The sequence below is a fragment of the Streptococcus suis genome (assembly GCF_016743335.1).
Lineage (GTDB): Bacteria > Bacillota > Bacilli > Lactobacillales > Streptococcaceae > Streptococcus > Streptococcus suis_Y.
The window spans coordinates 1-25246 of record NZ_WCJE01000032.1 but is presented as its reverse complement, the minus strand read 5'-3'; the positions used below and the strand labels follow the sequence as shown (position 1 = coordinate 25246).

General features: G+C 40.0%; 24 protein-coding genes. 4 read left to right on the top strand and 20 right to left on the bottom strand.

From position 1 onward, the window contains the following. Window positions 1-48: 48 nt before the first annotated feature. The 6 genes from tuf to F9856_RS09045 form a co-directional block, all read right to left on the bottom strand. Window positions 49-1245, bottom strand: coding sequence for an elongation factor Tu (gene tuf, locus F9856_RS09070; RefSeq protein WP_004298711.1), 1197 nt, complete (start codon window positions 1243-1245; stop codon window positions 49-51). A gap of 123 nt (window positions 1246-1368) precedes the next feature. Continuing rightward, the gene (locus F9856_RS09065; protein ID WP_172046711.1) at window positions 1369-2337 is read right to left on the bottom strand and encodes an anti sigma factor C-terminal domain-containing protein; all 969 of its coding nucleotides are present in this window, start codon (window positions 2335-2337) and stop codon (window positions 1369-1371) included. Then, complete coding sequence (locus F9856_RS09060) at window positions 2318-2821, bottom strand: RNA polymerase sigma factor (protein WP_024397986.1); 504 nt, start codon at window positions 2819-2821, stop codon at window positions 2318-2320. Before F9856_RS09060 ends, F9856_RS09065 begins: the two co-directional genes overlap by 20 nt. A gap of 160 nt (window positions 2822-2981) precedes the next feature. Next, a complete protein-coding gene (mprF, locus tag F9856_RS09055) occupies window positions 2982-5513 on the bottom strand; it encodes a bifunctional lysylphosphatidylglycerol flippase/synthetase MprF (protein ID WP_202106404.1) in 2532 nt (843 codons plus the stop codon). Then, a complete protein-coding gene (locus F9856_RS09050) occupies window positions 5500-6225 on the bottom strand; it encodes an alpha/beta fold hydrolase (protein ID WP_202106403.1) in 726 nt (241 codons plus the stop codon). The genes mprF and F9856_RS09050 overlap by 14 nt, the downstream gene beginning before the upstream one ends. 185 nt (window positions 6226-6410) lie before the next feature. Next, complete coding sequence (locus F9856_RS09045; protein ID WP_004298697.1) at window positions 6411-6764, bottom strand: helix-turn-helix domain-containing protein; 354 nt, start codon at window positions 6762-6764, stop codon at window positions 6411-6413. A 178-nt stretch (window positions 6765-6942) separates the two neighbouring features. Between F9856_RS09045 and F9856_RS09040 the strand changes: the two genes are divergently transcribed. After that, window positions 6943-8562 carry a malolactic enzyme gene (locus F9856_RS09040; RefSeq protein ID WP_202106402.1) on the top strand — a complete coding sequence of 540 codons (1620 nt, stop codon included), beginning with the start codon at window positions 6943-6945 and terminating at the stop codon, window positions 8560-8562. A 14-nt stretch (window positions 8563-8576) separates the two neighbouring features. Next, window positions 8577-9524 carry an AEC family transporter gene (locus F9856_RS09035; protein ID WP_202106401.1) on the top strand — a complete coding sequence of 316 codons (948 nt, stop codon included), beginning with the start codon at window positions 8577-8579 and terminating at the stop codon, window positions 9522-9524. Window positions 9525-9982: 458 nt separating this feature from the next. On the opposite strand, the gene F9856_RS09030 is transcribed toward F9856_RS09035, so the two are convergent. The 7 genes from F9856_RS09030 to F9856_RS09000 all read right to left on the bottom strand — a co-directional run bounded on the left by F9856_RS09030 (window position 9983) and on the right by F9856_RS09000 (window position 17790). Continuing rightward, window positions 9983-10987, bottom strand: coding sequence for an aldose epimerase family protein (locus F9856_RS09030; protein ID WP_202106400.1), 1005 nt, complete (start codon window positions 10985-10987; stop codon window positions 9983-9985). 105 nt (window positions 10988-11092) lie between these two features. Beyond that, complete coding sequence (ilvD, locus tag F9856_RS09025) at window positions 11093-12796, bottom strand: dihydroxy-acid dehydratase (RefSeq protein ID WP_024397980.1); 1704 nt, start codon at window positions 12794-12796, stop codon at window positions 11093-11095. Between the two features lie 545 nt (window positions 12797-13341). Continuing rightward, a complete protein-coding gene (locus F9856_RS09020; protein WP_004195639.1) occupies window positions 13342-13737 on the bottom strand; it encodes a PTS sugar transporter subunit IIA in 396 nt (131 codons plus the stop codon). Further along, window positions 13737-14555, bottom strand: a complete 819-nt coding sequence (locus F9856_RS09015; RefSeq protein ID WP_004195637.1) for a PTS system mannose/fructose/sorbose family transporter subunit IID — start codon at window positions 14553-14555, stop codon at window positions 13737-13739. The genes F9856_RS09020 and F9856_RS09015 overlap by 1 nt, the downstream gene beginning before the upstream one ends. After that, window positions 14542-15438: a PTS mannose/fructose/sorbose/N-acetylgalactosamine transporter subunit IIC gene (locus tag F9856_RS09010; RefSeq protein WP_024375914.1), complete on the bottom strand. Its 897-nt coding sequence runs from the start codon at window positions 15436-15438 to the stop codon at window positions 14542-14544. The genes F9856_RS09015 and F9856_RS09010 overlap by 14 nt, the downstream gene beginning before the upstream one ends. A gap of 38 nt (window positions 15439-15476) precedes the next feature. Beyond that, window positions 15477-15962 carry a PTS system mannose/fructose/N-acetylgalactosamine-transporter subunit IIB gene (locus tag F9856_RS09005; protein WP_004195634.1) on the bottom strand — a complete coding sequence of 162 codons (486 nt, stop codon included), beginning with the start codon at window positions 15960-15962 and terminating at the stop codon, window positions 15477-15479. 55 nt (window positions 15963-16017) lie between these two features. Continuing rightward, window positions 16018-17790 carry a glycoside hydrolase family 35 protein gene (locus tag F9856_RS09000; RefSeq protein ID WP_024377994.1) on the bottom strand — a complete coding sequence of 591 codons (1773 nt, stop codon included), beginning with the start codon at window positions 17788-17790 and terminating at the stop codon, window positions 16018-16020. 221 nt (window positions 17791-18011) lie between these two features. Between F9856_RS09000 and F9856_RS08995 the strand changes: the two genes are divergently transcribed. Then, on the top strand, window positions 18012-18722 hold the full coding sequence (locus F9856_RS08995) for a GntR family transcriptional regulator (RefSeq protein ID WP_024377995.1): 711 nt from the start codon (window positions 18012-18014) through the stop codon (window positions 18720-18722). A 142-nt stretch (window positions 18723-18864) separates the two neighbouring features. On the opposite strand, the gene F9856_RS08990 is transcribed toward F9856_RS08995, so the two are convergent. The 4 genes from F9856_RS08990 to recX all read right to left on the bottom strand — a co-directional run bounded on the left by F9856_RS08990 (window position 18865) and on the right by recX (window position 21456). Further along, window positions 18865-19596 carry a GntR family transcriptional regulator gene (locus F9856_RS08990; protein WP_202106399.1) on the bottom strand — a complete coding sequence of 244 codons (732 nt, stop codon included), beginning with the start codon at window positions 19594-19596 and terminating at the stop codon, window positions 18865-18867. A 99-nt stretch (window positions 19597-19695) separates the two neighbouring features. Further along, window positions 19696-20013: a DUF960 domain-containing protein gene (locus F9856_RS08985; RefSeq protein WP_002942715.1), complete on the bottom strand. Its 318-nt coding sequence runs from the start codon at window positions 20011-20013 to the stop codon at window positions 19696-19698. Between the two features lie 57 nt (window positions 20014-20070). Beyond that, entirely contained in the window at window positions 20071-20604 is a 534-nt protein-coding gene (locus F9856_RS08980; protein WP_024375910.1) for a DUF402 domain-containing protein, read from the bottom strand. Between the two features lie 75 nt (window positions 20605-20679). Beyond that, window positions 20680-21456 carry a recombination regulator RecX gene (gene recX / locus F9856_RS08975; RefSeq protein ID WP_202106398.1) on the bottom strand — a complete coding sequence of 259 codons (777 nt, stop codon included), beginning with the start codon at window positions 21454-21456 and terminating at the stop codon, window positions 20680-20682. A gap of 37 nt (window positions 21457-21493) precedes the next feature. Between recX and rlmD the strand changes: the two genes are divergently transcribed. After that, window positions 21494-22960, top strand: a complete 1467-nt coding sequence (gene rlmD, locus F9856_RS08970; RefSeq protein ID WP_202106397.1) for a 23S rRNA (uracil(1939)-C(5))-methyltransferase RlmD — start codon at window positions 21494-21496, stop codon at window positions 22958-22960. 759 nt (window positions 22961-23719) lie between these two features. Here the strand turns inward: rlmD and F9856_RS08965 are convergent. From F9856_RS08965 to F9856_RS08955, 3 genes are all read right to left on the bottom strand, one after another. Continuing rightward, complete coding sequence (locus tag F9856_RS08965) at window positions 23720-24100, bottom strand: nuclear transport factor 2 family protein (protein WP_024397972.1); 381 nt, start codon at window positions 24098-24100, stop codon at window positions 23720-23722. Between the two features lie 24 nt (window positions 24101-24124). Continuing rightward, entirely contained in the window at window positions 24125-24766 is a 642-nt protein-coding gene (locus F9856_RS08960) for an NAD(P)H-binding protein (RefSeq protein WP_236659588.1), read from the bottom strand. Window positions 24767-24837: 71 nt separating this feature from the next. Then, entirely contained in the window at window positions 24838-25188 is a 351-nt protein-coding gene (locus F9856_RS08955) for a MarR family winged helix-turn-helix transcriptional regulator (protein ID WP_024397970.1), read from the bottom strand. Window positions 25189-25246 lie beyond the last annotated feature (58 nt).

The following is a 25246-nucleotide window of genomic DNA, read 5'->3' as shown; positions in this document are numbered from 1 at the left end:
CAATTAAGTTGTCTGACTTAAATTGTTATTTCTGGGAACTCAATCGAATTAAGCTTCGATTTCTGTAACCATACCTGAACCAACAGTACGTCCACCTTCACGGATAGAGAAAGTAGTACCTTGTTCAACGGCGATTGGGTGGATCAATTCAACGTCGATAGTAACGTTATCACCAGGCATTACCATTTCAGTACCTTCTGGCAATTTGATTGAACCAGTTACGTCAGTTGTACGGAAGTAGAACTGTGGACGGTAGTTGTCGAAGAATGGAGTGTGACGTCCACCTTCTTCTTTAGTAAGGATGTAAACTTCACCTTTGAATTTAGTGTGTGGGTTGATAGAACCTGGTTTAGAGATAACTTGACCACGTTCGATTTCATCACGTTGTACACCACGAAGAAGCACACCAACATTATCGCCGGCAAGACCTTCGTCAAGTTGTTTACGGAACATTTCAACACCAGTAACAACTGCTTTAGATTTTTCTTCTTGAAGACCAACGATTTCGATTTCGTCGTTGACACGAACAGTACCACGGTCGATACGTCCTGAAGCTACAGTACCACGACCAGTGATTGAGAATACGTCCTCGACTGGAAGCAACAATGGTTTGTCAGTGTCGCGTTCTGGTTCTGGAATGTACTCATCAACAGTGTTCATCAATTCCATAACGATGTCTTCGTACTTAGTATCACCTTCAAGGGCTTTAAGAGCTGAACCTTGGATAACTGGGAGATCATCACCTGGGAAATCGTATTCTGAAAGAAGGTCACGGATTTCCATTTCAACCAACTCAAGCAATTCTTCATCGTCAACCAAGTCAACTTTGTTCATGAAGACGATAAGGTGTTTAACACCAACCTGACGTGAAAGAAGGATGTGCTCACGAGTTTGTGGCATTGGACCGTCAGTTGAAGCTACTACAAGAATCGCACCGTCCATCTGAGCAGCACCAGTGATCATGTTTTTAACGTAGTCCGCGTGTCCTGGAGCGTCGATGTGAGCATAGTGACGTTTTTCAGTTTCGTACTCAACGTGTGCAGTGTTGATAGTGATACCGCGCTCGCGCTCTTCTGGAGCAGCATCGATAGACGCATAGTCTTTAGGTTGGTTAACTGATGAAGGCAAGCGACGTGCCAATACAGTTGTGATAGCTGCTGTCAAAGTAGTTTTACCGTGGTCAACGTGTCCAATTGTACCAATGTTAACGTGGGGTTTACTACGATCGTATTTTTCTTTTGCCATTTTGGTAAAAGCCTCCAATAAAATATATTTTATAGATAGACAGTAGGCAATACGGTCTAACTTTACCTTACTATTCTATCAAATTGTAGCAGAATTGCAAGCATTTTCTACCGTTTTTCTGATTTATTCCACATCTAGCTGATAATAGGGCTGATTTTGGACACTGGCTCCGATGCTGGAAGCGTAGATCCAGTCGGCATTTTCTAGCTCTACAAAGTCTTCTGCTCTGCCTGTGAGAATAATGCCTGCGAATTCTAATCTATCAATCTCTGCTTGCTGGGTGAAGTCGGTGTCGCCGAATTTGTCGACATAAGCTTGTACATCACCCTTGATTTCAGGAGAGAGGGCGTAATCGCCTTGGTAGTCCACCAATTCTTTCATCACAGTAAGAGGGCTTGTATAAGGAACAAGGTCATCTGTGGCTACTTCTGCTGTCACTGCTTGTAGTTGTTCGGAATCCATGCCGAATAGACTGACTAGGGATAAGTATTCTGTTCTCAGCTGAGATTTTTCCGTCCCAATCCAGTACCAATTCTGTTTGAGATTACTTGGGATCATATTCCCTATCTCTGCCAATCTGTACTTCTTATCAAATGTAATCGCAACTTCAACTATCTGCCCCTTCATCTCCTTGACATAGGGCAATTCCTGACTACCCGTAGTTGTTTTAGTATTGTAAAAAACAGGTAGCTTGCTGTTGCTGTCTTGGTGGTAGTAATATTCTTCAGAACCCTCTGGGAAATATTGAGCAAAATTGGCAAAAACACCATAGAAATTATATTCTACTTCCAGATGTCCAAATGCAAAAGGCACACCTGCCAAATCCTTTGACAAATTATAATCAACATAACCTGAAACAATTCCTATTTCATTAACATAGAATCGTTCCACATCTACATTTGGATAGGTTACCTGAAGGACACGATTAAAATGTTCCTGTGCCTGATGGCTCCGATAGTTAGAAAACAAACGGAGGGCATAGATACTGGATAATAGTAAAACAATTCCCACTATACTACTAAGCCCAACTGTCTTCCATAAATTCTTCCGCTTACTCTTTTTTGTCACTTCTTCAAAAGTCTTCATAGTCATATCCTCTCTCTTCTAGTGCTTTCCTCAACTGTTTGCGTCCTCGGTAAAGGCTGATTTTCACCCAACTTTGACCAGCACCTAAAATATGCGCAATCTCTTTGACACTCATATCTTGGAAGTAGTATAAGTCAATCACTTGCTGGTATTTTTCTGGCAGGTCTGCAACAGCTTGATAGAGTTCCTCATAATCTTCTTGGTCATAGACCAAAAAATTTTCAGGTGTAAAAAACTCCTTTTGTAAAATTTCATGGTAGCGCTTGTCTCGCCTGTATTTGTCAATGTAAGCCCGAACTGCAGATCGGTAAAGCCAAGCTCTTAGTTTTTCGAAAGGAAGGACAATATCAGATTCAAGCAATTTGACTAGAACATCTTGGGCAATATCCTGACTGTCAGCTGGGCCGGCTCCTGATTTTTGCAAATAGTAGGAAATCTCCTCTGCAATACCAATAATTTCTTTTTCATATTGATCTAGTTTGATACTTATCCCCTCCTTTCACTGATAAAACGAATGAAAATGTGTTTGGTTACGTTTTCTTATAATTATTATACCCGTTGTGCTAGTTAATTCTAGCCAAATAAATCATTTGTGACAGGAAGCCAAAATCTATTGAGTTGGCTTACTACTATACCATTTCATTCTCAGCTTACTTCGGCTTTACCTTCCTATTATCAATCTGTAACAGCACCAGCATAGCATAAGCCAACCATGTCGACCGTGGATAGGAAATGTATTTCGCTTCCCAGTCCGGTCTAAACTTTTCTTTATATTTCCTTAAGCCACTAAAGGAATAAAAGCGACTCGTAAACTGATAAATGAGGTACCCCACTTTTTCTTGCCAAAATGAATGGTCACGAGTTCCTACATTCGACAAAGGGGCCATACCAATATCAAAATAATCTTTACCCTCTTCTTTGAAATAGAGTGCTATCCTGATAAACAAGTATTCCATTACCCCATTTGGAGCTGTATCGCTATCATAGCGCATCAGATCAATCGTTCCAACCTTTTCCTGAAAGGACGGCATAATAGTAGCAAATGCAAGGACTTTATCATCCTTTCCTCTTACCAAAGCAATCGGCGCTAACTGTAAGTAGTCTCTATCAAAAAATCCTAGTGAGAAACCTTTTTCCTGACGATTACCAAGCCATTGATTGGAAATATACTCCAGACGGTCCAATGTTTCTTCCGAATATGGAGGATAAATCATGTCAAAATGGTAGCCATGATTTTCCAATTTATTCAAGCTAGTCCTAAATTTTTTACCCGATTTTCCCTCTGTACCAAATTCAGCCAAAGGGATTGTCGCACTTTCTCCAAACTTCAAAAAATCATATCCATGATCATGCAAAAGCAGGGTTGTCTCTTGCTTTATTTCATAGAAAATAACATCTACATTCTGCTCTTCAGCCTCTCTGAGAAAATATTCTATAGCTTGTGGGAAGTAGTTTTTATCCCCAATAGGTTCCCCCATGACGACACATTTCCCATCTAATTGAGCAAACTGAAAAGCAACTTTATCTTGTCCCTCTACCTGATACCAAAATAATCTCTTGTCTCGCAGAAAGGCCAGACCACTATCTGAATCTCCGCCGTAAGTCTTTAAAAATTTCGTAAATCGCTCCACTTCAAAGGCTTGACCAAATACAACTGGTCTCCCCCTGAAACATCTAAGAATCAGACGAATGATTAAATAAACCAATAGAACACATAAAAAGGTAACTCCCAATAATTGCAGTGTATGATCTAGTGGATTAAGATGATGAATCGGATAGATTTTCCAGAAAGAATGACCTCCCAGTATCAAAAAGATTAGAAACGAAAAGCTAGCAAAACTAATATCTACTGTTAAATCTTCCCACGTATAACTAAAGTACGATCGCGTTAATCGCTTCCGAAGGGCGATAAGGATAAGTAACAGTAAACAAAGAAATAAGGAAGTCCCAACTAAGATATCTGATGAATTGACATAAATCAGACTTATCGCGATGAGCAAGATACCAAATGAAAGAGCGGAATGAATTCTCCTTTGAATAAACCGAGCGAGGAGAATGAATAGCAAACCTAGAATAATACTTGGCAATTGCCAGATTAGTTCGCCCCTCATCGGATCAATCGCATTGAGCCAGATGAGACCAGTCGTCTTTTCTGGAATAAGTGCTGACAATATGAAGAAAAAACCAAAAGCACGGAAAGACCAAATCTCAGCGATATGCACAATATTAGACGCTATCTTCTCTGGAAGTCCAAAGAAGCGTTGGTTGAGACGATGACCCATCTGTTTTGAAAAAATAAAAATACCAATCAGAAACGGCAGAATATAATAGACCAGTCGGAACAACAACAACCAGACAACTGCGTCTGTAGAATGCAAACCAGCACTGGCAAGACCAGAAATCAACACTAAATCAAAGCTTCCGATTCCACCCGGAATCATTGAAATCATTCCCACACAGTGAGCAATGATAAAAATCGGAAAGAGATCAACAATTGGTACAGAATAACCAGCCAACCGACCGACAAGCAGAAATGAAAGAAAGAAGGCAGACCACTCCAAAAAAGAAATGAAAATGAGTTGCCCTGCAGTTCTTTTAGGTAATTGACCAAAAAACGCCCATTTCTTTTGACTGGAAATCAATAAAATAACCGGTAAGTAAGCCACAATCGCTACTAAAATTGGCCAATAACGAGAAGCTGAACTAGGGTTTGGCCAAAAATACAGTAATATCAAGGAAAGACCTGACAACAGAGACAAACCTGTCATAAAATAAGGAGTAACTTTGCTGATTTGCTGAACCCCATCCAACTCTTTTCCGTCTTCAATATAGAACGAATACCGCAAGCCGACATCCACAATCCCCAAAAAACCTACTAGGTTGTTCATGGTGTTGATTGCCCAACTGGTTTCAGCAATATATCGTTTTGAATGCTGACTATTGATTGTCCGATTGAAGATAAAGTCATAGCCTACCATGGGAAGAATAGCTAAGAGTCCGATGATAACCATCAGAAAAATATGAAACCAACTAATCTGACTAAGGCTAGAAATCACACCAGACCATGAAATGGTGCGTACCAATCTCCTCAATTCAACAAATACTAGTAGCGAAACTGCAATGAAGAATATTGACTTCATTTTTGTAGCATTTCGCTGTAAGAATAGACTAACCTTTTTCACCTTTTTTCCTCACGCTTTCTACAAATTGAATGATGATGTGATTAAACTCTTGGATTTTACGTCTTGCTGGATTATGACCCGTTCTCCTGATAATTTTTATCTCAGCCAATGGCAAATTCTTTACTATTTCTTGGCTATGAGAAGGCTTAATCAGGTCCCACTGCCCCAAAAGAATTAAACACGGACAAGAAATCTGAGCAAGAGAACTAAAAGAAAGAACATCCTGCAAAAGTAGTTGAGCAACACGCGCTCTGCGCTCTAAAGACGGAATTAAGTGAGCCAACAGTGAATACATTTTTTCCTCCAGCCAAACCCCAATTTGCGTTAGAAAAGAAAGACCATCAAAAGAAATATTCCCACCATTTGCAACTATCCCTTTGATACGATCTGGGTAAAGATAACTGTACAGCAGGGCCAGGTTGGCGCCATCACTATGACCAACAATGATACAAGAATCAATCTTTAAGTACTGAAGAAGATCTTCTAAATCTTCTGCCATCTGACGGAAAGAAACAGGCTTTCGACCTTGAGTAGACTGCCCCTGTTCCCTACTGTCAATGAGCAGCAATTGATAATGTTCTGCCAACTCCAATTGATTCAAAAAATAATCCATCGACAGATTGTTACCATGTAAAAAAACGATGGGAAAACCCGAACCACATAGTCTATAGTGTATCCTAGCACCATCAGATGTTGTAAAGGAACTGTCCATTGTACCCTCCCTCTTTTGATTTTATATAGTACAAAGTATTGTTTTGGATACTTTTTCTTATTTTATGAAGATTTCCCCCATTTGTCAATTTTGCTTATCTGATACCATCTATTTCCTAATAAGGAACAAAAAAAATTGAATCCTCTTCATATAGAATTCAATTCCTTTTATACTATCTATTCTATTTAATCCAAATTATCCAAAATCGTTTCAAAAACCATTAAAAAGGATTCCTGCTTTTCCTTCGGTAATTGTTTTAGCTTCATTGTCAATCGTCGGATACTCAATTTTGTATCTGGCTCAGTTTTACCCTCCAGGCTAGAGAAATCAAAAAACTCCTCTGGGGTCATCCCTAAAGCCTCAATCACTTTTTCCAAAGTCTGCAATCTGAGATTATAATTTTTATTTTCAATATTATTGACATACTTGAGTCCCAAACCAGCTTTCTCAGACAATTTTTCTTGGCTCAATCCTTGTTGGGTCCTGTGATATTTGACTTTTTTAGCAACGTATTTTTGGAGATAATTTGTTTCTGTCATAGTACCTATATCATACTGTTTTTTATGAGACAGAGTAACCTCTTGAATGATACTTGGTATTGTTTTCAATACCGTTCCATGCTATAATAGAGAATAAATCGAGCTAATACATATTGGCTTAGATTGTAAACTTTCGCCAGTCACTCAGTGACTATAACTTATTGATTTGGAGGACTCTATGAACGGACATCATATTTTAAACGACCCTTTTTTGAATAAAGGAACCGCATTTTCTCTTGAAGAACGTAAGGAGCTTGGACTAGTCGGGCTATTACCTCCTCATGTACAAACTATTGAAGAACAAGCTGCACAGGCTTATGCACACTACCAACGAAAAGATTCTAATATTGAGAAAAGACATTTCTTGATGGAAATTTTCAATACCAATCGAACACTTTTCTACTACCTTTTCAACCAACACATTGTAGAATTCAATCCAGTGGTTTATGACCCTGTCATTGCTGAGTCCATCGAACAATACAGTGATCTCTTTGTAGACCCTCAATATGCAGCCTTTTTGTCTGTTGAACATCCTGAGGATATTCGAGATAGTTTAAAAAATGCTGCAGGAGACCGTAAAGTCCGTCTGATTGTTGTCACTGACGCAGAAGGAATTCTAGGTATTGGCGATTGGGGCACACAAGGTGTTGACATTGCCATCGGCAAATTGATGATTTATACTGCTGCTGCAGGAATCGATCCTACTAGTGTTCTTCCAGTTGTCATTGATGCTGGTACCAATCGCACTGAGCTTTTGGAACATCCATTCTATCTTGGCAATCGACATGAGCGCATTCGTGGAGAGGCCTACTATAGCTTTATTGATCAATTTGTTGAAACTGCTTTGGAGCTCTTTCCTGACCTCTACCTGCATTGGGAAGATTTCGGTCGTGGTAATGCAGCAAATATCTTAAATAAATACAAAGACAAAATCCCTACATTTAACGACGATATTCAAGGTACAGGAATTATTACCTTAGCAGGTATCTACGGAGCACTTGATATTTCTGGTGAATCATTAACCGATCAACGTTACCTCTGCTTTGGTGGAGGTACTGCTGGTGCTGGCATTGCCCACCGTGTCCTCCTTGAAATGATCAACGAAGGTTTATCAGAAGAAGAGGCCTACGACCGTTTCTATATGGTTGATAAACAAGGTCTGTTATTCGATGACATGGATGACTTGACTCCGGAGCAACGACCATTTGCTCGCAAACGCTCTGAATTTGAAAATAGTGAGGAACTCACAAACCTCACTGCCGTTGTCAAGACTGTCAAACCAACTATCTTAGTAGGTACTTCGACACAACCAAATACCTTTACTCAAGAAATTGTTGAGGACATGTGTAAGTTTACCGAGCATCCTATTATTTTCCCTCTCAGCAATCCGACTAAGCTGGCCGAGGCAACTGCTGAGGACCTAATTAAGTGGTCAGACGGAAAGGCTTTTGTGGCAACCGGTATCCCGTCAGATGACATCAACTACAATGGAGTCACCTATCAAATTGGTCAAGCCAATAATGCCTTAATCTATCCAGGTCTTGGTCTTGGCGTCATGGCTTCTAAGGCAAAACTATTGACCGACCAAATGATTGGCGCTGCAGCACGCTCACTCAGTGGTTTGGTGGATAATGGCAAGCCCGGAGCTCCAGTGCTTCCTCCTGTTTCTCGCTTGACTGAATTCTCTATCAACGTGGCAAACGCTGTTGCCAAAAAAGCTCAAGAACAAGGTTTAGCACAAGTCGAAGGAGATATGGAAGAAGCTGTACAAAATCTTAAATGGTATCCAAAATATTAATCTAGGGGGTAAAAATGGTACAGATTCTCACTTCAATTGAAAATATTTTCCCTATTATCTTTATCATAGCCCTTGGCTTCTATCTCAACGAAAAGGGGTGGTTCGGTAAGGAATTTGGAGCAAATATTTCTCGTCTCGTCATGAACGTAGCACTTCCGGCATCTATCTTTATCTCCGTTTTAAAATATCTGACCTTGGATAAGCTGATAGAAGTAGCCCCAGGTCTACTCTTCACATTTGGCGGAGTTATTCTAGCCTATCTGGCTGGATACCTTGTCATCAAGATTTTTAAGGTTCCTGCAGGACGACGGGGAGTCCTGCTCAATATGTTTGCCAATGCCAATACCATATTTATCGGACTTCCTTTAAATATCGCCCTCTTTGGCGACAACTCGATTTCCTATTTCTTAGTGTATTATATTACCAATACCATTTCTACTTGGGCATTTGGTGCCTTGTTAATCGCACAAGATGCTAAAAATCTCGAAGATAGACAAAAAGGAAACTTCAATTGGAGAAAGTTACTGCCAGCTCCTCTTGTTGGCTTTCTCATCTCCTTGTTCTTTTTGTTCTTTAAGATTCCTGTCCCTACCTTTGTAGACAGTACTCTCAGCTATATTGGTAATATTGTAACCCCACTTTCTCTTATTTATATCGGTATCGTCCTATCGAAAGCAGGTCTATCCTCTATTCGCTTCGATAGAGACACAGTACTAGCACTCATAGGACGTTTCCTCCTATCCCCTATTTTAATGTATCTCATTTTAGCCTTGTGGGGAAGTCAGTTGCCTCGTATTGAATACAATACTTTCATGGTACAGGCTGCAGTTCCTGGACTGGCTGTCTTACCCATTTTGGCCAATGAAGGTAAAGGTGACGTACAGTATGCGACAAATGTAGTCACAACTTCCACCATCCTCTTTGTAGTCGTCATTCCAATTGTAGTTAGCCTGCTAGGATAGGATATTGACGATAATCAGCGATTTACTTCTGTTTTATATAGAAAGAGTTTGTACACTTTACCAGTACAAACTCTTTTTATACTACTTATCGTCTACCTAAGAAAATGAAAGGGAGTGGGAAAGAACTCGACCATTCATAGAAGAGTTCGTCAACAATTTTTCGTTTTAAGTTGTTGAGCTGAAACAGTCTATCCCCAGACTGTTTCACTCCCACCCCCGCATAGCTTCAACAGTCAGAGTAGTGACTGTTGAAGGTTGGAAATGAAGCGAACTCTGTTCGCATCAGTCGTAGAAATCAGATTTGGAGTGTAAAACACGAATTGCTGAGATTTGCTTCGCAAATCCTATCTCCAACCTTTAACAGTCCACTGGACTGTTAAACCCAATCAACCACTGCGCTGAGATGTTGACACTAACGTTGAGAAGCGGTGCTGGGCTTTTTGCCCAGCCTCTTACCATTACCATCTAAACTGGTAAATCGTTTGTGACAGGAAATCTTGCCCCTTTTCCAGCAAGATAGAGCCAAAACCATCTTGGTTGCAAGCATTTGGCAGAGACTGACATTCCAGACTGAATGCCCCGTGAAAAGTAGCCAATTCCTCCACAGGATAATTGTAGGTATAAATGACGACAGAAGGTTGATTGGTGCGGACACTGAGTTCGACTTTCCCATCTGGACTGACCACGCGCACAGGCACATCTACCTCATCCAAGAGCCACGGATGGTCATAGCCCTTGACCAAAACATTCTGGGCAAAATCACTATCAAATCCTTGAGCAAGTGTCCCTCCTGAACGGAAATCAAACGGTGTATCCGTCACATCTTCTAAGACACCCGTTGGCAGGTTATCCTCCCCAAGCGGAGCATAGTGATTGGCAGCAATTTTAATACGGTGCTCGGCAACTGACCGTTGAAAATCACCAGTCAAATTAAAATACACATGGTTGGTCGGATTGAAAATCGTATCCCGCTCCGAAACAGCCCGGTACTCAACCATGAGCTCATTGGCATCTGTCAGACGATAAATTGCCTTGACCATCACATCGCCTGGAAAACCATTAAAACCATCCTTTAAGGTAATACCAAAGGTAACTTGATTATTCTCCTGATCTACACTTGTCTCCCAGTATTGCTCATTTGCCGTGTCAACTCCACCATGCAAGGTCCGACCCGGCTCATTTTCTGTAAGACAGTACTTCACTCCATTTATTTCTGTTTGTGCCCCCGAAATACGACCTGCAACTGGAACAATTGTAGAACCAGGATACAAATCTGTTCGTCTATACTCCTCATCTGTTGAAGCAGAAAGGCTAACATTCCGAAACCCTCCATCTTCCTCAACAGGAAGAAGAACTTCAACGATACGAGCTCCAAAATTTGTCAAACCAACCTTCATACCATTAGCATTCGAAAGGAAGAAATGAAGGGCTTCCCCTTTTCCAAACTGACTTTGTTCAATCATACAAACTCCTATTTTTATTGATTTAATATATGAATAGTATATCATTAATAGACCATAATGAAAAGGAATCTACAAGAATTCCTTTTTCATTTTATACTAATTATTCTAGCGCTCTGCTTGGCGTTCTGCAAACTCCTCATCGGTCATCATCGAACCACCAAAGTTGGCCGAAGAAGCAAAACGTGTATAACGACGCAGCCAACCACTTGCTATTTTAGGCTTGAATGATTTTAAGAGACGACGACGTTCAGCAAGTACTTCATCATCCACAAGAACATCTATCGTACGATTGATCAAATCAATCGCAATCTCATCTCCATCCTCAATCAAAGCAATATTTCCACCAGCAGCTGCCTCTGGAGAGACGTGACCAATCGCAATCCCTCTAGTTGCACCAGAGAAACGACCATCCGTTATAAGTGCAACATCTTTCCCCAAACCTCGACCGACAATTTTTGAAGTAGGAGCTAACATTTCTGGCATTCCAGGTCCGCCTTGTGGCCCCTCGTAACGAATCACGACAACATGACCTTTCTGAACTGTACCATTATCAATTGCCTCAAGCGCTTCATCTTGAGAGTCAAAGCAAAGAGCCTCACCTTTAAATGTTTTTACAGAAGGGTCTACCCCACCTACCTTAATAACGGAACCATCTTGGGCAATATTCCCATAAAGAATGGATAAGCCACCAACTGGTGAGTATGGATGATCTAATGGATGAATAACCTCTTCATTCTTAATCTCACAACCTGAAACATTCTCTTTCAAAGTTCTACCTGTTACAGTTATGCGATCCCCTTTGATAGAACCATTCTTAATCAATTGATTGATAATCGCTGAAACCCCTCCCGCCTCATGTACATCATGCATAGTGTAAGCTGATGACGGAGATAATTTAGAAAGATAAGGTGTTTTTTCAGCGATTTCATTAATATCTTTCAAATCATAGGGAATCCCGGCTTCTCTGGCAATGGCTAGCGTGTGTAATACTGTATTCGTTGACCCTCCCATTGCCATATCCAAAGCAAACGCATCATCTATCGCTTCTTTCGTTACAATGTCTCTAGGTTTAATATTCTTTTTAACATTTTCCATTAAGTATTTGGCCGCTTGACGAACAAGTTCTCGTCGTTCATCCGACACTGCAAGAATTGTACCATTCCCTGGCAATGCAAGTCCCAATACCTCCATCAAACAATTCATTGAATTGGCTGTAAACATTCCCGAACAAGAACCGCAAGTTGGACAAGCATTTTTTTCTAGAAATTCAAACTCCTGTTCTGACATTTCCCCAGCTTGGTAGCTACCAACTGCCTCAAATAGACTAGAAAGGCTGGCATGATGCCCTGTCATATCGACACCACCCTTCATAGGTCCTCCAGAACAGAACACTGCTGGAACATTGGTTCGCATAGCTGCTAAAATCATTCCAGGAGTGATCTTATCGCAGTTTGGGATATAAAAAACTCCATCAAACCAATGCGCATTGATGACTGTTTCAGCCGCATCTGCTATCAATTCCCTTGAAGGTAAACTGTATCTCATTCCAATGTGTCCCATGGCAATACCGTCATCAACCCCAATGGTGTTAAACTCAAACGGAATCCCACCAGCTTCCCTTATCGCTTCTTTTGCCACATCCGCCAACTCTCTCAAATGAACATGTCCAGGTACAATATCGATGTAGGAATTGCAAATCGCAATAAAGGGTTTTTGAAAATCCTTTGCAGACTTCACTTGTCCTGTCGCGTATAATAAGCCACGCGCTGGAGCCTTGTCAATCCCGATTTTTATCATATCACTTCTCATTGGATTCTCCTTGTATTTAAAATGATTCCTCACATTACATGTTACCACTTTAAAAGTGAATGTCAATAAATTTTCAGAAAATTTGGTCATTTTTGTTTTTGATCTTTATGGGAGCGGGAAAGAACTCGACTGGTCAAAAAAAGAGTTCGTCTTCCCGCCCCCGCACAGTTGATTAGGTCAGATTTGGAGTGTAAAACACGAACAAATCTACCAATCAACCACTGCGCTGAGATGTTGACACGAACCCTGAGAAGCGAGGTTGGTCTTTTTGCCCAGCCTCTGGCATTTTATTATTCCTCTCCATAGACTAAGAATGGTAGGAAGGAGTTTCACAACATGATAGGATAGAGCAATGTAACAAGAAATATGACAAATGATACTCCACACAAAAAGAGACCGGGTTTCCCCGGTCTCAGGATACTTAAAGCCTATCAACTATAGAACAGTTTATAATTAACGAAAATCAAATCCGTCTGTAACAATCGGCTGAGTTAGCCTCGCTCTCTTATTTCTAAGCTCGGGCTGAAAAACTCCACTGGAGTTTTTCACTCATCTTCATCACTTGTTAATAGACTATTGACATGAACTAGGTTGCTTGTCCCAAATTCTACATAATCCACAGCCTCTCCCAGCAGGACGCCGTTCAAGAAACCGATAACCATTGGCATGTTCATCCCTGCATAGAGGTCAAACTGTCCGCCTTCAATCAATTTTCGTGATACAACATTGGCTGGTGTACCGCCCAACAAGTCTGCGAAGACAACAAAATCTTCCAATCCTGCAATTGTTTCTTCAAATTTTTTCTGGAAGTCTTCTGGACCTTCTTCTGGTAAAAGAGCTACTGTATAGATATCCTCCTGAGGACCCATAATCATCTCAGTAGATTTCTTCAACTCTTCACAGAAGATACCATGACTTACTAATACTAAACTTCTAGTCATTATGCCATACCAAATACGAAGTGACCGATTGCAGAAAGTCCAACTGCAAGTGCGATGATAATCAAGATAGCTTTAGTAGAAGTCATGCCACGACGACCAAGAAGCCAGAAGACAAATCCTGTAAAGACAGCTGGAACAAGGCGAGGGAAGATTGTGTTGAGCAAGTCTTGAATGTCAATCACTTTCTCACCTACATGTGGAGCCCAAGTCACTTCAAAGTTAATCATAGTTGCAATCAAGGCACCCATCATGAAGACACCCATTACAGACGCTGCATCAACAAGAGCTGTTAACTTATCACGCATAGTTGTGATGAGTTTAGTCCCCTCTTTGTAGGCAACTTCCAACTGTTTCCAGCGGAAAATATCATATGCAACAGCCACGGCTACCCAAAGGAAAATACCTACCGGAGAACCTTCCTTACCCATAGTCGCTGCCACAGTACCCATAATCGCTGGAACAAGAGAACCAAAGATAGAGTCACCGATTGGGGCAAATGGACCCATCAAACCAGTCTTAATACCGTTAACCGCGTCTTTAGAAGCTACACCGTCGCTTTCTTCCAAAGCCAAGTCAATACCTGTGATGATGGTATGGAAGAATGGTGAAGTATTGAAGAACTGGGTATGTAGTTTCATCATTTCCTTCAACTCAGGAGTACCATCTCCATACATTTTACGCAATTGTGGCAAAATCATGTAGAGGTAGCCAGACGCTTGCATCCGCTCGTAGTTCCAACCAAGTTGGAAAGTGAATAAACTACGTTTGTTGATTTGATTAAAATCTTCTTTTGTTAATTTGTAATTAGATTTCGTCATCTTCAATTTCCCCACTTTCTGAATTTGATGGAGCAACCACAGTTACTTTTTGGCTATTTTTGAAGTGAAGCACTGAAAGGAATGCACCCACAATAGCGATACCGATCATTGACAAGCCTTTGAAGTTGTTAACAAAAGCCACGCCTGCATCTTCAGGAAGAGTACCAACGATACCAGCAACTGCACCACCCAAAGCTGACACATTACCGTAAAGAACAGTCAACATAGCTGTAAGGGCGAAACCTACCGCCAAGTAGTGAAGGTTACGTTTCAATGGAAGGTAGTGGAGCAAGATTGCAAATCCAAGACCTGGAAGCATACGAGCTGCAAGCGTCAAACCATTGGCAATCCATTGGTATTGTTCAATAGTTTTAACCATTGCATCTACAAACCCACCACCAAAAGCAAGAGCAAGGAAAACTGGAAGTGCACGAGAAAGTGCCCAAGGAATTGCACCAAGCAAGTAGTTGCGTTCGATACCAGCGTAGTCAAAGCGTTCAATCGCAGCATCTACACGGTGTGCAAAGAAAGTAGTTGAGAAACGACCAGCAATATCTGTATAAACAAGAAGTGCTGCTACTGGAACCGCGATAGTAGATACCGCAAGTTCAGGGTCAATACCTTGTGATACAGAGAAGGCAGTTGCCAATACCGCACCAGAGGTTGCGTCGATACGAGATGCACCACCGAAAGTACCTACACCAAGTACCATGAGCTGCAAGCTAGCACCGATTGCCAAACCTGTTGCCATGTCGCCCATGATTAAACCAGAGATGAACCCTGCAAAAACTGGTGATCCAGCTGACGATACGATGGTCAGCTCATCACAAATCTGGTAAGCAGAGTAGAGCGTTAGAAGTAATATTTGCCACCATTGCATAATAGTGATCCTCCTTTAAATTTTTCAAAAATATCCGAATGTTATCTAACCTTATCCAATAATGGCATAAAGTCTTTTGGTGAATCGCCAGGTACCATTTGTGCAAATAATTTTACACCCTTAGCCGCCAAGGCATCAAAATCTGCAATATCCTTATCTACAACGTTAATAGAACGAGTTACAGAACGAGTTTCTGGTGATTGTGACATATTGCCGACGTTCAATTCAGCAAGTTCTACACCATATTCTACCAAGCGAAGGAAGTTTTCTGGACGACGAGCAACAATCAAGAGACGTTGCGCATCATATTTGCCTTCCTTGATGTTATTGGCTGCTTTTTCGATTGGCAAAATAGATAATTTTACCCCCGGTGGGCAAGCCAATTTCAAACCTTGTTTCTCAATGTCGTTTTGAGCAACCGCATCGTCAATAACCATGATACGACTAATATTTAATTTAGTAGTCCAAAGGTTAGCAACCTGACCGTGAATCAAACGACCATCAATACGCGTAGCAATAATTGCCATACAGTGTTCTCCTTTTCTTCATAAATCTTTCTGTTAGATGTTCTCTGCAGAACACCTACACCTCTTTATAAACGGGTTCCTGTGAAAAACTAATCTTCTCTCTATATTTTCCTTCCGTCTCGAAGACGACGATTTCATTTTCTCCTTTCTTTAAGTATCCTTTTGGAATATAGAGATAGAGGATTGGTCCTTTTTCCCAGAAACGTCCGATATTTACATTATTAACGAAAACAACTCCCTTACCAAAACCTGTCATGTCTAAGTAAGTATCCGCAAGTTCATCCAGTTCAAACTGATAACGATAGAAAGCAGCTTGACCTTCCTCCCAGCCCTTACTAAAATCCAAGTCCTCAACTGACTCAAGATGCAAAGGATAGGTTTCCCAATGACCAATAAAATGTAAATCAGCCATCGCACCTCGACCAAGCCCTTTAGACTGGGTAGGAGCAGTTAGTTTGTGCCCATAATTGACACGTCCCATATTTTCTACCAAAATATCTAATGTTAGCTTGTCATCTTTAAAATCCAATTCAACATCGTCACCAATCTCTGTCTGATACTGAGTTGCAACGAATTTTCCATCTGCATAAATTTGGATACGGTCACGCGCATCAACCACTCGGAAACGTTCCGCTTCTGTCTTATCCCGCTCCAACTCTGTTCTATATAAAATATAACCTGTTGACTGATCAAGTTCTTCCATATTCTTAGGATAAAACCCTTTTACGCAATCGCTTACATTTTCTAGAGTAGCAAATAAACTCACCTTATCATGAAGCAACACATCTGAAAAAGCTTTTGCCTCTTTTACAAGCGGTTCTGCATACTCTAATTCAGGATAGACTTCTTTCAAACGTTGTTGCAAAATATAAAACTTCTTAGTAGGATTTCCAGCTTCATCCAATATAGCATCATAATCATAAGAAGTTACCTGAGGCAAATCAATTTGACCACGAGCAGAGCAACCATTCATGAAACCAAAATTTGTTCCACCATGGAACATGTACAGATTCAAGGAGCCTAATTCGATACATTCCATAACCGAATCAACCATTTCCTCCGGCTCTCTACGAATAATTTCATCGCCCCAACGATTGAACCAACCATCCCAAAATTCCATACACATGAGTGGCCAATTCTTCTGATGTTCATTAAAGAATGCCGTCATATTTGCAAAATTCTCTCTAGCTTTAGAACCAAAGTTTCCTGTTACAAATACATCGTCCTCTATCAGTGTTCCTGCACGTAACGTTGCTCGCCAAGAACCGTCCGAGGTAAACAAGGGAGCAGTTAGACCATGTTTACGCATCAAGCCAGCCACCGATCTTAGATACTCCTTCTCCTCACCATAAGAGCCATACTCATTTTCCACTTGGAACATAAGTACATTTCCACCCTGTGCGAGTTGGAGCTTGGCCAATTTAGGAATAAGAGAAGCGTAATATTCATCTAAGTGCTGCAAGTACACCGAATCACTCGAACGTACTCTAAGCTCTTCCTTCATCAACCAAGCAGGGAGGCCACCCCATTCCCACTCCGCACAAATATAAGGGGAAGGACGTACAATTGCATAAAGCCCTAATTCTTGAGCCAATTTCAAAAATCGCTCAATATCCAATATACCCTCGTAACAAAACTCACCCTTTCGAGGTTCATGCATATTCCAAGGGACATAGGTTTCAACCGTATTAAAACCAAGGGCCTTTAAGTTATACAAAGAATGGTACCAATCATCAGGATGGACACGAAAATAATGAATCGCACCTGATAAAATCTTAAAAGGTTCACCGTCTAAATAAAATTGGTCTCCAATATAAAATTCTTTCATTTCTTCCTCCGATGCAACCGCTTACCTTTCTATTAATATACTAACACTTATTTGTGGTTATGTCCAGTACTTTTTAAAAAATTTTTACTTTTTTTTTGCAAACACATCTATTTCATCAGTCAGAAAGGGATTACATCTATTTTTTTATGGATTTCAGCTATTTTTTTTGATTTCCATCAATTAATTTAGTATAATGAGTTACGGAAAGGAAGGAAATAAGTATGAAAGTACCTAAGTACCAGCTTGTACAAAATGACTTACGTCAGCAAATCATTTCTGGTAAATTTGAAAATGGCGACAAATTTTACACAGAATCTGAATTAACAAAACTATTTAACGTTAGCTCTATCACCGTTATTCGTGCAGTAAACGAACTAGTTAAAGACGGCTACCTCGTTCGGCAACAAGGTAAAGGGACCTTTGTATCCCGTTCACGCAAAGGACGGCTTGTAGAATTTTCTGATATTGAGATTTTTCCAATGGATAAGGATAAGGTTACTGTTCTCTCGTGCGAAAAAGGCAATAAACCCGATATCCTTGAAAAACTAAATCTTGACAAGAATGAGTTTTACTATAAAATTGTACGCGTCCGCGCAGCAGAAGACACTCCATACATCTTCCACAATTCATATATCCCTCAACGATATATCCAGAATCCCGATGCTCCACTCGAGCACTATCAATCAATCTATCAACGCTTCAAACTGGACTACAATATCCACATGTCCGAGGAACCATTTGTAGAAACAAATGAAATTGTCAGCCCATGTCCAAAAGAGGTTGCCACTCATTTGAAATTAAAAGCGACTGAACCAGCTGTACTACAAAACAAAACAACTACTAACAGTACTAGCGGTGAAGTGATGGAATATACTGAAACTTACAAACACTGGAAGTATTACAAATTTGAAATTACAGCCAATCATCGCTAAAAAAAAAACGCAGACTAACGTCCGCGTTTTTTTCATACCCAATAACAATCAACAGTAGCCTAGGAAACGAAACCGAAGATAGAACTGGATTTCATCAAGGCTCTTGACAACGAATAATTTTGATTTTCGAAGAGTATTAATTCTAATATCCCCGTTGATGGCTAATCTTGTAACGAAACTGGTCCGCTCTAGCAATACTAAACGTAAACTCGATAATTCTATTCTTGTCATTATACGTTTTTCTTACCAAATGAAGCACTGGACTATTGCTTGGAATTCCGAGTATCTTAGCTTCATTATCCAAAGCAATACTTGCATAGAACTCTTCTTCTGCTAGTCGAATTGTCTGACCATAATCCTCAAGAAAGATTTCATAGAGTGGTTTTTCCCTCATCCTGATGGCTGTTAAGGCAGGAAAGAGGGAAGTAGGCACATATGTCCTTTCCAACATCATCGGAACCTCATCTGCAAGTCTCAAACGTTCAACTTCAAACACTTCCTCACCCTGACTAAGTTGTAAATGCTGCACAATATAGTCTGACGCCTTAACCAATTTAAAGGATAAAATAGATGTCCTCGGTACTTTCCCAATTTTTTTCATTTGCTCAGTAAAACTATAGGCCTGAGATAAATCAACTGCAGTATCTGAAATCTCAGATACATAGGTTCCCTTACCGTGCTTCTTATAGACTAAGCCACGTTTTTCCAATTCTTGCAAAGCCAAACGAACTGTAATACGACTGACACCATAAACCTGTGTCAACTCACGCTCTGAAAATAACTTGTCATTCGGAGCCATCCTCTCACGAATTGCAACTTCCAATTTATCAACCAACTGCAAATAGAGAGGTTTTTCAACAGTTTGACTAACCATAGACTCCTCCTTTCTAACCCACATAAGCTTACAAATCTATTGTACACCAAATTCCATATATTAACAACATCTTAGGTGATAAAATACCAGCTCTTCAAGCTAAAGCAAGGTCACCTCATCTGGCAAAGTAATGGTCTCTTTTCCCTGCTTGTCCATTACCAAGATTGTTGAGGGATAAAAAGGATCAAAACGACTACTTAGATCTACAGCCAGTACATTTTTATAACCTTCCTGCGAAAAGACCAGCGTAATCTTACCACGACGATTTTTGATAGAAAAACGGATTACATTTTTCAAAGGAATAACTCCTTTTAAGTAGTGATCAATAACATACCAGAAACTATCAATCACTTCCCCAGGAAGTGAGGTCACAACTCCAAAACTTGCATAGCGCCCATTTGTTTGTTCAAAGGCCATAAGCCCCTCCTTTACAATAAGAAAAAAGCCTGTAAAACAGGATTTTCTTTTCTAACTTTATCTACTTCTCAGTTCTAAATAGCGTTTGTACCAGATATTAACGTAGGCTGGAGAGAAAGGACCGCGCTGATTATTGATCCAATCAACCAGTATCTTGACATTTTCCTTCAAAATAAAATCAATATCATCCGAATACTTCATCGCCTTACGATGACGCTTATATTCATCCACATCCAGCAATCTCTTTTCACCATCAGCAAAGACCTTAACATCTAGGTCATAATCAATGTATTTGAGTGCCTCATTGTCGAGAACATATGGACTAGCAAGGTTACAATAATAGGAAACTCCGTTTTCACGAATCATTGCTATGATATTGAACCAGTATTTTTTATGAAAATAAACGATTGCTGGTTCTCTTGTTACCCAACGCCTACCATCATTTTCAGTCACTAAGGTATGATTATTGACTCCAATAATAGCATTTTCCGTTGTTTTTAATACCATGGTGTCACGCCAAGTGCGATGAATTTCACCGTCATGCTTATAACTTTGAATTGTAATAAAGTCGCCTTCCTTTGGTAATTTCACTTTGTTACCAACTTTCTACAATTACAATTTATCTTGACTATTATATCATATTTTTCTAACCTAGGCTAAATTTTTTCACAGATAATCACGAAGGACAGCCTGAATCCGATCAAAGTCATAACCCTTTCGAGCCAAAGCCTGTATCAACCTTTGCTTCAATTCGTAGCCTTCATATTTACGACTATATTTTCTATACTGCTTATCCAGTTCCTTGGCAATTAAATCATCTTCATTTTCCTCATCGGCCACAAGTTCCAACTGACCCAGGCTTTGTTTGGCCGTCTCATAAGAAAACCCCTTACCCATTAATCCCTGTACAACTTTATCTTGCAAAGCTCGAAGAGGCAATTTTCTTTGGTATCTACCCACCAATTTCTCCCCAATCTTCCTAGCAAGCTCTGAAAAATCTTCCTCTGCCAGCCTTTTATCAATCAGCAGTTTAGGAATTCCTTTCTGCATCAACTTCTGACGAATCATAGCTGGTCCCTTGTCACCATTCAAGTCATTCTGACGGATATAGGTTTCTACATAGTTTTTGTCATCAATCCACTTATCTTCTTCCAAATTGGCAACAATTTTTAGAGCAGTGGCTCCTGCAATCTCATACTTTTCCAGATAATCCAATACTTCTTTTTTGGTACGTTGCTTGAAGGAAAGGTAATAAAGTGCTAGATTTTTCCCATAAGAAAACTGAGCAAAATCGCGAAGCTCACGAAACTCCTGCTCCGTGATTTCCTTTCCCTTACTAAGCATGAAGCGAACAATTGTGTCTTCCGTAATATATAAACTATCCTGACCATCCACTTCAAGTAAATAAAGACGTTTCTTTTTTTCAATTTTTGTAATTCTCATTCTTTCATTATACAGGATTTTTCGGTAAAATAATAATATGAATCTACAAGTAAACCAACGAATCCCCTTAAAAATCAAACGAATGGGCATCAACGGAGAAGGCATCGGATTTTATCAAAAAACGCTAGTCTTTGTCCCTGGTGCCCTTAAGGGGGAAGAAATTTTTTGTCAAATTACCTCAGTCAAACGAAATTTCGTTGAAGCAAAATTGTTAAAAATCAACAAGGAATCAAAATTCCGTGTCAAGCCTGCCTGTGACATCTATCAAGCCTGTGGTGGCTGTCAAATCATGCACCTCCGCTATGATAAACAATTAGACTTCAAACAAGATCTCTTGCAGCAGGCCCTAAAAAAGTTCAAACCAGCTGGCTACGAAAACTACACTATTTATCCAACAATCGGTATGGATAAGCCTTGCCACTATCGTGCCAAATTACAGTTCCAGACTCGATCTTTCAAAGATCAAGTCAAGGCCGGTCTCTATGCGGAAAATTCCCATCGCTTGATTGGAATTACGAATTGTTACGTCCAAGATGCCGAAACACAAGAGATTATCAACGGAATCGCAAAGCTACTCACCAAGCACCGTATTCCTATTTATAATGAGCGCAAGCAACATGGAATCCGCACGGTTATGGTCCGCAAGGCTCGAAAAACAGGTCAAGTTCAAGTGATCTTTATCACCTCTTGTCAGGTTAATCTTATTAAATTAATTGATGAACTCATCAGTCAATTTCCAAGTATAATCACTATTGCTCTAAACTGGAATAGACAGAAAACGAGTGATATTTATGGTGAAAAAACAGAAATTTTATGGGGCGAACAAGCTATCGATGAAGCTGTTTTAGATTACGAATTCTCACTATCTCCACGGGCATTTTACCAACTAAATCCCCAACAAACAGAAATTCTATATGGCGAGGCCGTCAAGGCTTTGGATATTTCAGGAGATGAAGACTTGATTGATGCCTACTGTGGCGTGGGCACAATCGGCTTCGCCTTTGCTAAGAAGGTCAAATCTGTTCGAGGTATGGACATTATCCCAGAAGCCATCGAGGATGCTAAAGCAAACGCTAAGCGAATGGGACTATCCAATACCCACTATGAGGCAGGTAAAGCAGAAGAAATCATTCCAAAGTGGTACCAAGAAGGCTACAGGGCCGATGCCTTGGTAGTTGATCCTCCACGAACTGGACTCGACGAAAAGCTCCTCAAAACCATTTTGGATTACAAACCAGCTAAAATGGTTTATGTATCCTGCAACGTCTCCACTCTTGCAAGGGACCTTGTTGAGCTAAGCAAAGCCTACAAGGTAGAATACATTCAATCTGTCGACATGTTTCCCCACACAGCACGGACAGAGGCGGTTGTGAAATTGTCCAAACGAGATATCAACCATCATATTGAACTTGAAATCAATGAAGACGACCTCAAAGATATTTCAGTCAAGAAGGAAGCTACATATTCAGAAATCAAAGATTATGTCTTTAAAAATTTGAATTAAAAGTATCTACCCTTAACATTGCACAAGTTAAAAGGAAACTTGGGATAACTGAGCGAGAGAACTATAATCACTCTAAGAAAGAAAATCAAAGAGTTCCAAATTGTCCTCCTGAAAAGAAAGAAGCTATCAAAGATGCTTTGGCTTTGTTTGGGATGATTTAGTCTATTTAAGTTAATTTTGAGCATACTGAAACGACTCATCAAATTTGATGAGTTTTTTTGGTATATTTTATATGATTGGTGGTGGTCTAATATGATTATTTATGAGGTTATAGGTATATAATCTACTATAATAAAATAAAGGTATGTTTCCTATATTACTTAAGTGACATATCGTTTCAGCTTCAGTAATATCAAAGGATAGTTTTAATTTAGATGTTTTAGATTTTTTTGCATATATATTAGTAAGTTTAATATTTTGGCTTTGATGGTTAATTGAACTGTTTAAAAGAGTTTTAAGCGATTTGAAGTTAGTATCAAATTCTTGGTAAGTAAAATTCTTATAAGTAAATCTTTGATTAATATTGATCATAACTATATCGTAGCCGATAAGATGAATCACGTATACCAAATTTATCCCATCCCTGAAGCGAAAAAAGCTCTGGAACAAATGGTTAATATCATACGTAGTAAGTAAAGGGGCTGAGCTGTCTGTCTGGGACTAGGAGTTGACAATTTCCTATCCATCAAGTCATAAGACATCATTATAGAAAAAACCACCTTGAAATCGTCTTTTTTCAAGGTGGTTTGTGTTTTTAGCTTAATAATTTGAATGAAAAATTTTATTGATGATTTGCCATTTTCCTTGCACTTTTAGCAAGTTGAAGTAATCTGAGAAGCCGTAGCCGCTGATGTTATCGCTATCTACACGTGCAGATGCTGCATTACCAGCAATATCAATGTAGGCGATAGCTACAAGTGGATTTTCTGATTTATCAAAGCTATCCACGGCTGGGAAAAGGGATTCCGCAACAGGTCCACCTGCGAGGTCTCCATTGTCATCGACGCTATACATAGCAGCAACTTCATGGAATGCTGGTTTTTGAATGGATGAATCAGCTTCAATATTCCCTTTGCTGTAGTGGTTCAAAAGGACATCTTCGATAGCCTTGTATTCTTTTGTAAATGTTGGTTTTGTCATGATTTTTTCTCCTTATAATCTTTTTTAAATAGATGAAACGGCTTGAGAGATTGGTGTTTCACCATCGCTCATTTGAATGATTTGCGCATAGGTATTTTTCTTGTCTAAAACTGTGGCCAATACTTCCGCAACATTAGGAATAGTATTTGGCTGTGACTGTTTCACATTGAGCTCAATCAGCCCACTTCCTGTCTCTGCCTCAACCAAGTTACCGGGTTGGACAATGGTGTAATCAAGAGTAGTATTGTGAATCAACCATTGGTCTGCAAAAAATTTAGCAATGTTATAGTCGGTGATATTGACAAGATTTGGGTCAGACCATTTTTCAGGCTCAGTCGCAAAGATGGATGACAGAAGGACAAAACGTTTGACCTGACTTGCCTCAGCCGCCTGCATCAATTTGACGGCACCAAAGGCATCAGTTTGCAGCAAGTCTTTTCCTCTTGAACCAGCTAAAAAATAAACAGCGTCGTGATCTTTGACCAATTCTGCCAATTCCTTGATATCTGCATGCAGGTCAAGTTTGACGGGATTGACCTTGTCCAAGGCGATAACGCATTCTGGTTGGCGAGCGCCAGCGGTTACTTGGTGCCCCAATTGCACCAAATTTTTAATGGTTTCCTCAGCCACACGTCCGGTAGCTCCAGCTATAAATACTTTCATCATAAATATCCTTTCTTTTTAGTTGCGTACGCAACGATATAATCAAAAATGATAGGGACTATGTCCCTATAGGGTTATAGTAGACCTTGGAGGAGTGAATCGACCTCCCCTTGAATCCTTTTGATGAGGGCAATGCCTTCATCTGTCATAACGGCATAGAGACCACGGTTATCCTCTTCACAGGTTTCTCTAATCAGATAGACCGTTTCCTGCTCCATCTTGGCCACTAGACGAGAAGTCGCAGACTTGCTCAGTCCGAGCTTTTCACTTAATTCTACAATCCTCAACTCATTCAATTCTTGCAAGCTCAGCAAGTAGAGAACAGCGTAAGAGCCTAAGGTCAGATGGTAGCCTTTTAAAAATGATTCCAGTTGATTTTTGATGTCCTCATGCCTAGCATGAAAGGTTAGCCATTGCGTAAACATATCTATCCTTATTTCCAAAAGTAGTTGCGTGCACAACTATTAGTATATCTCATTTTAT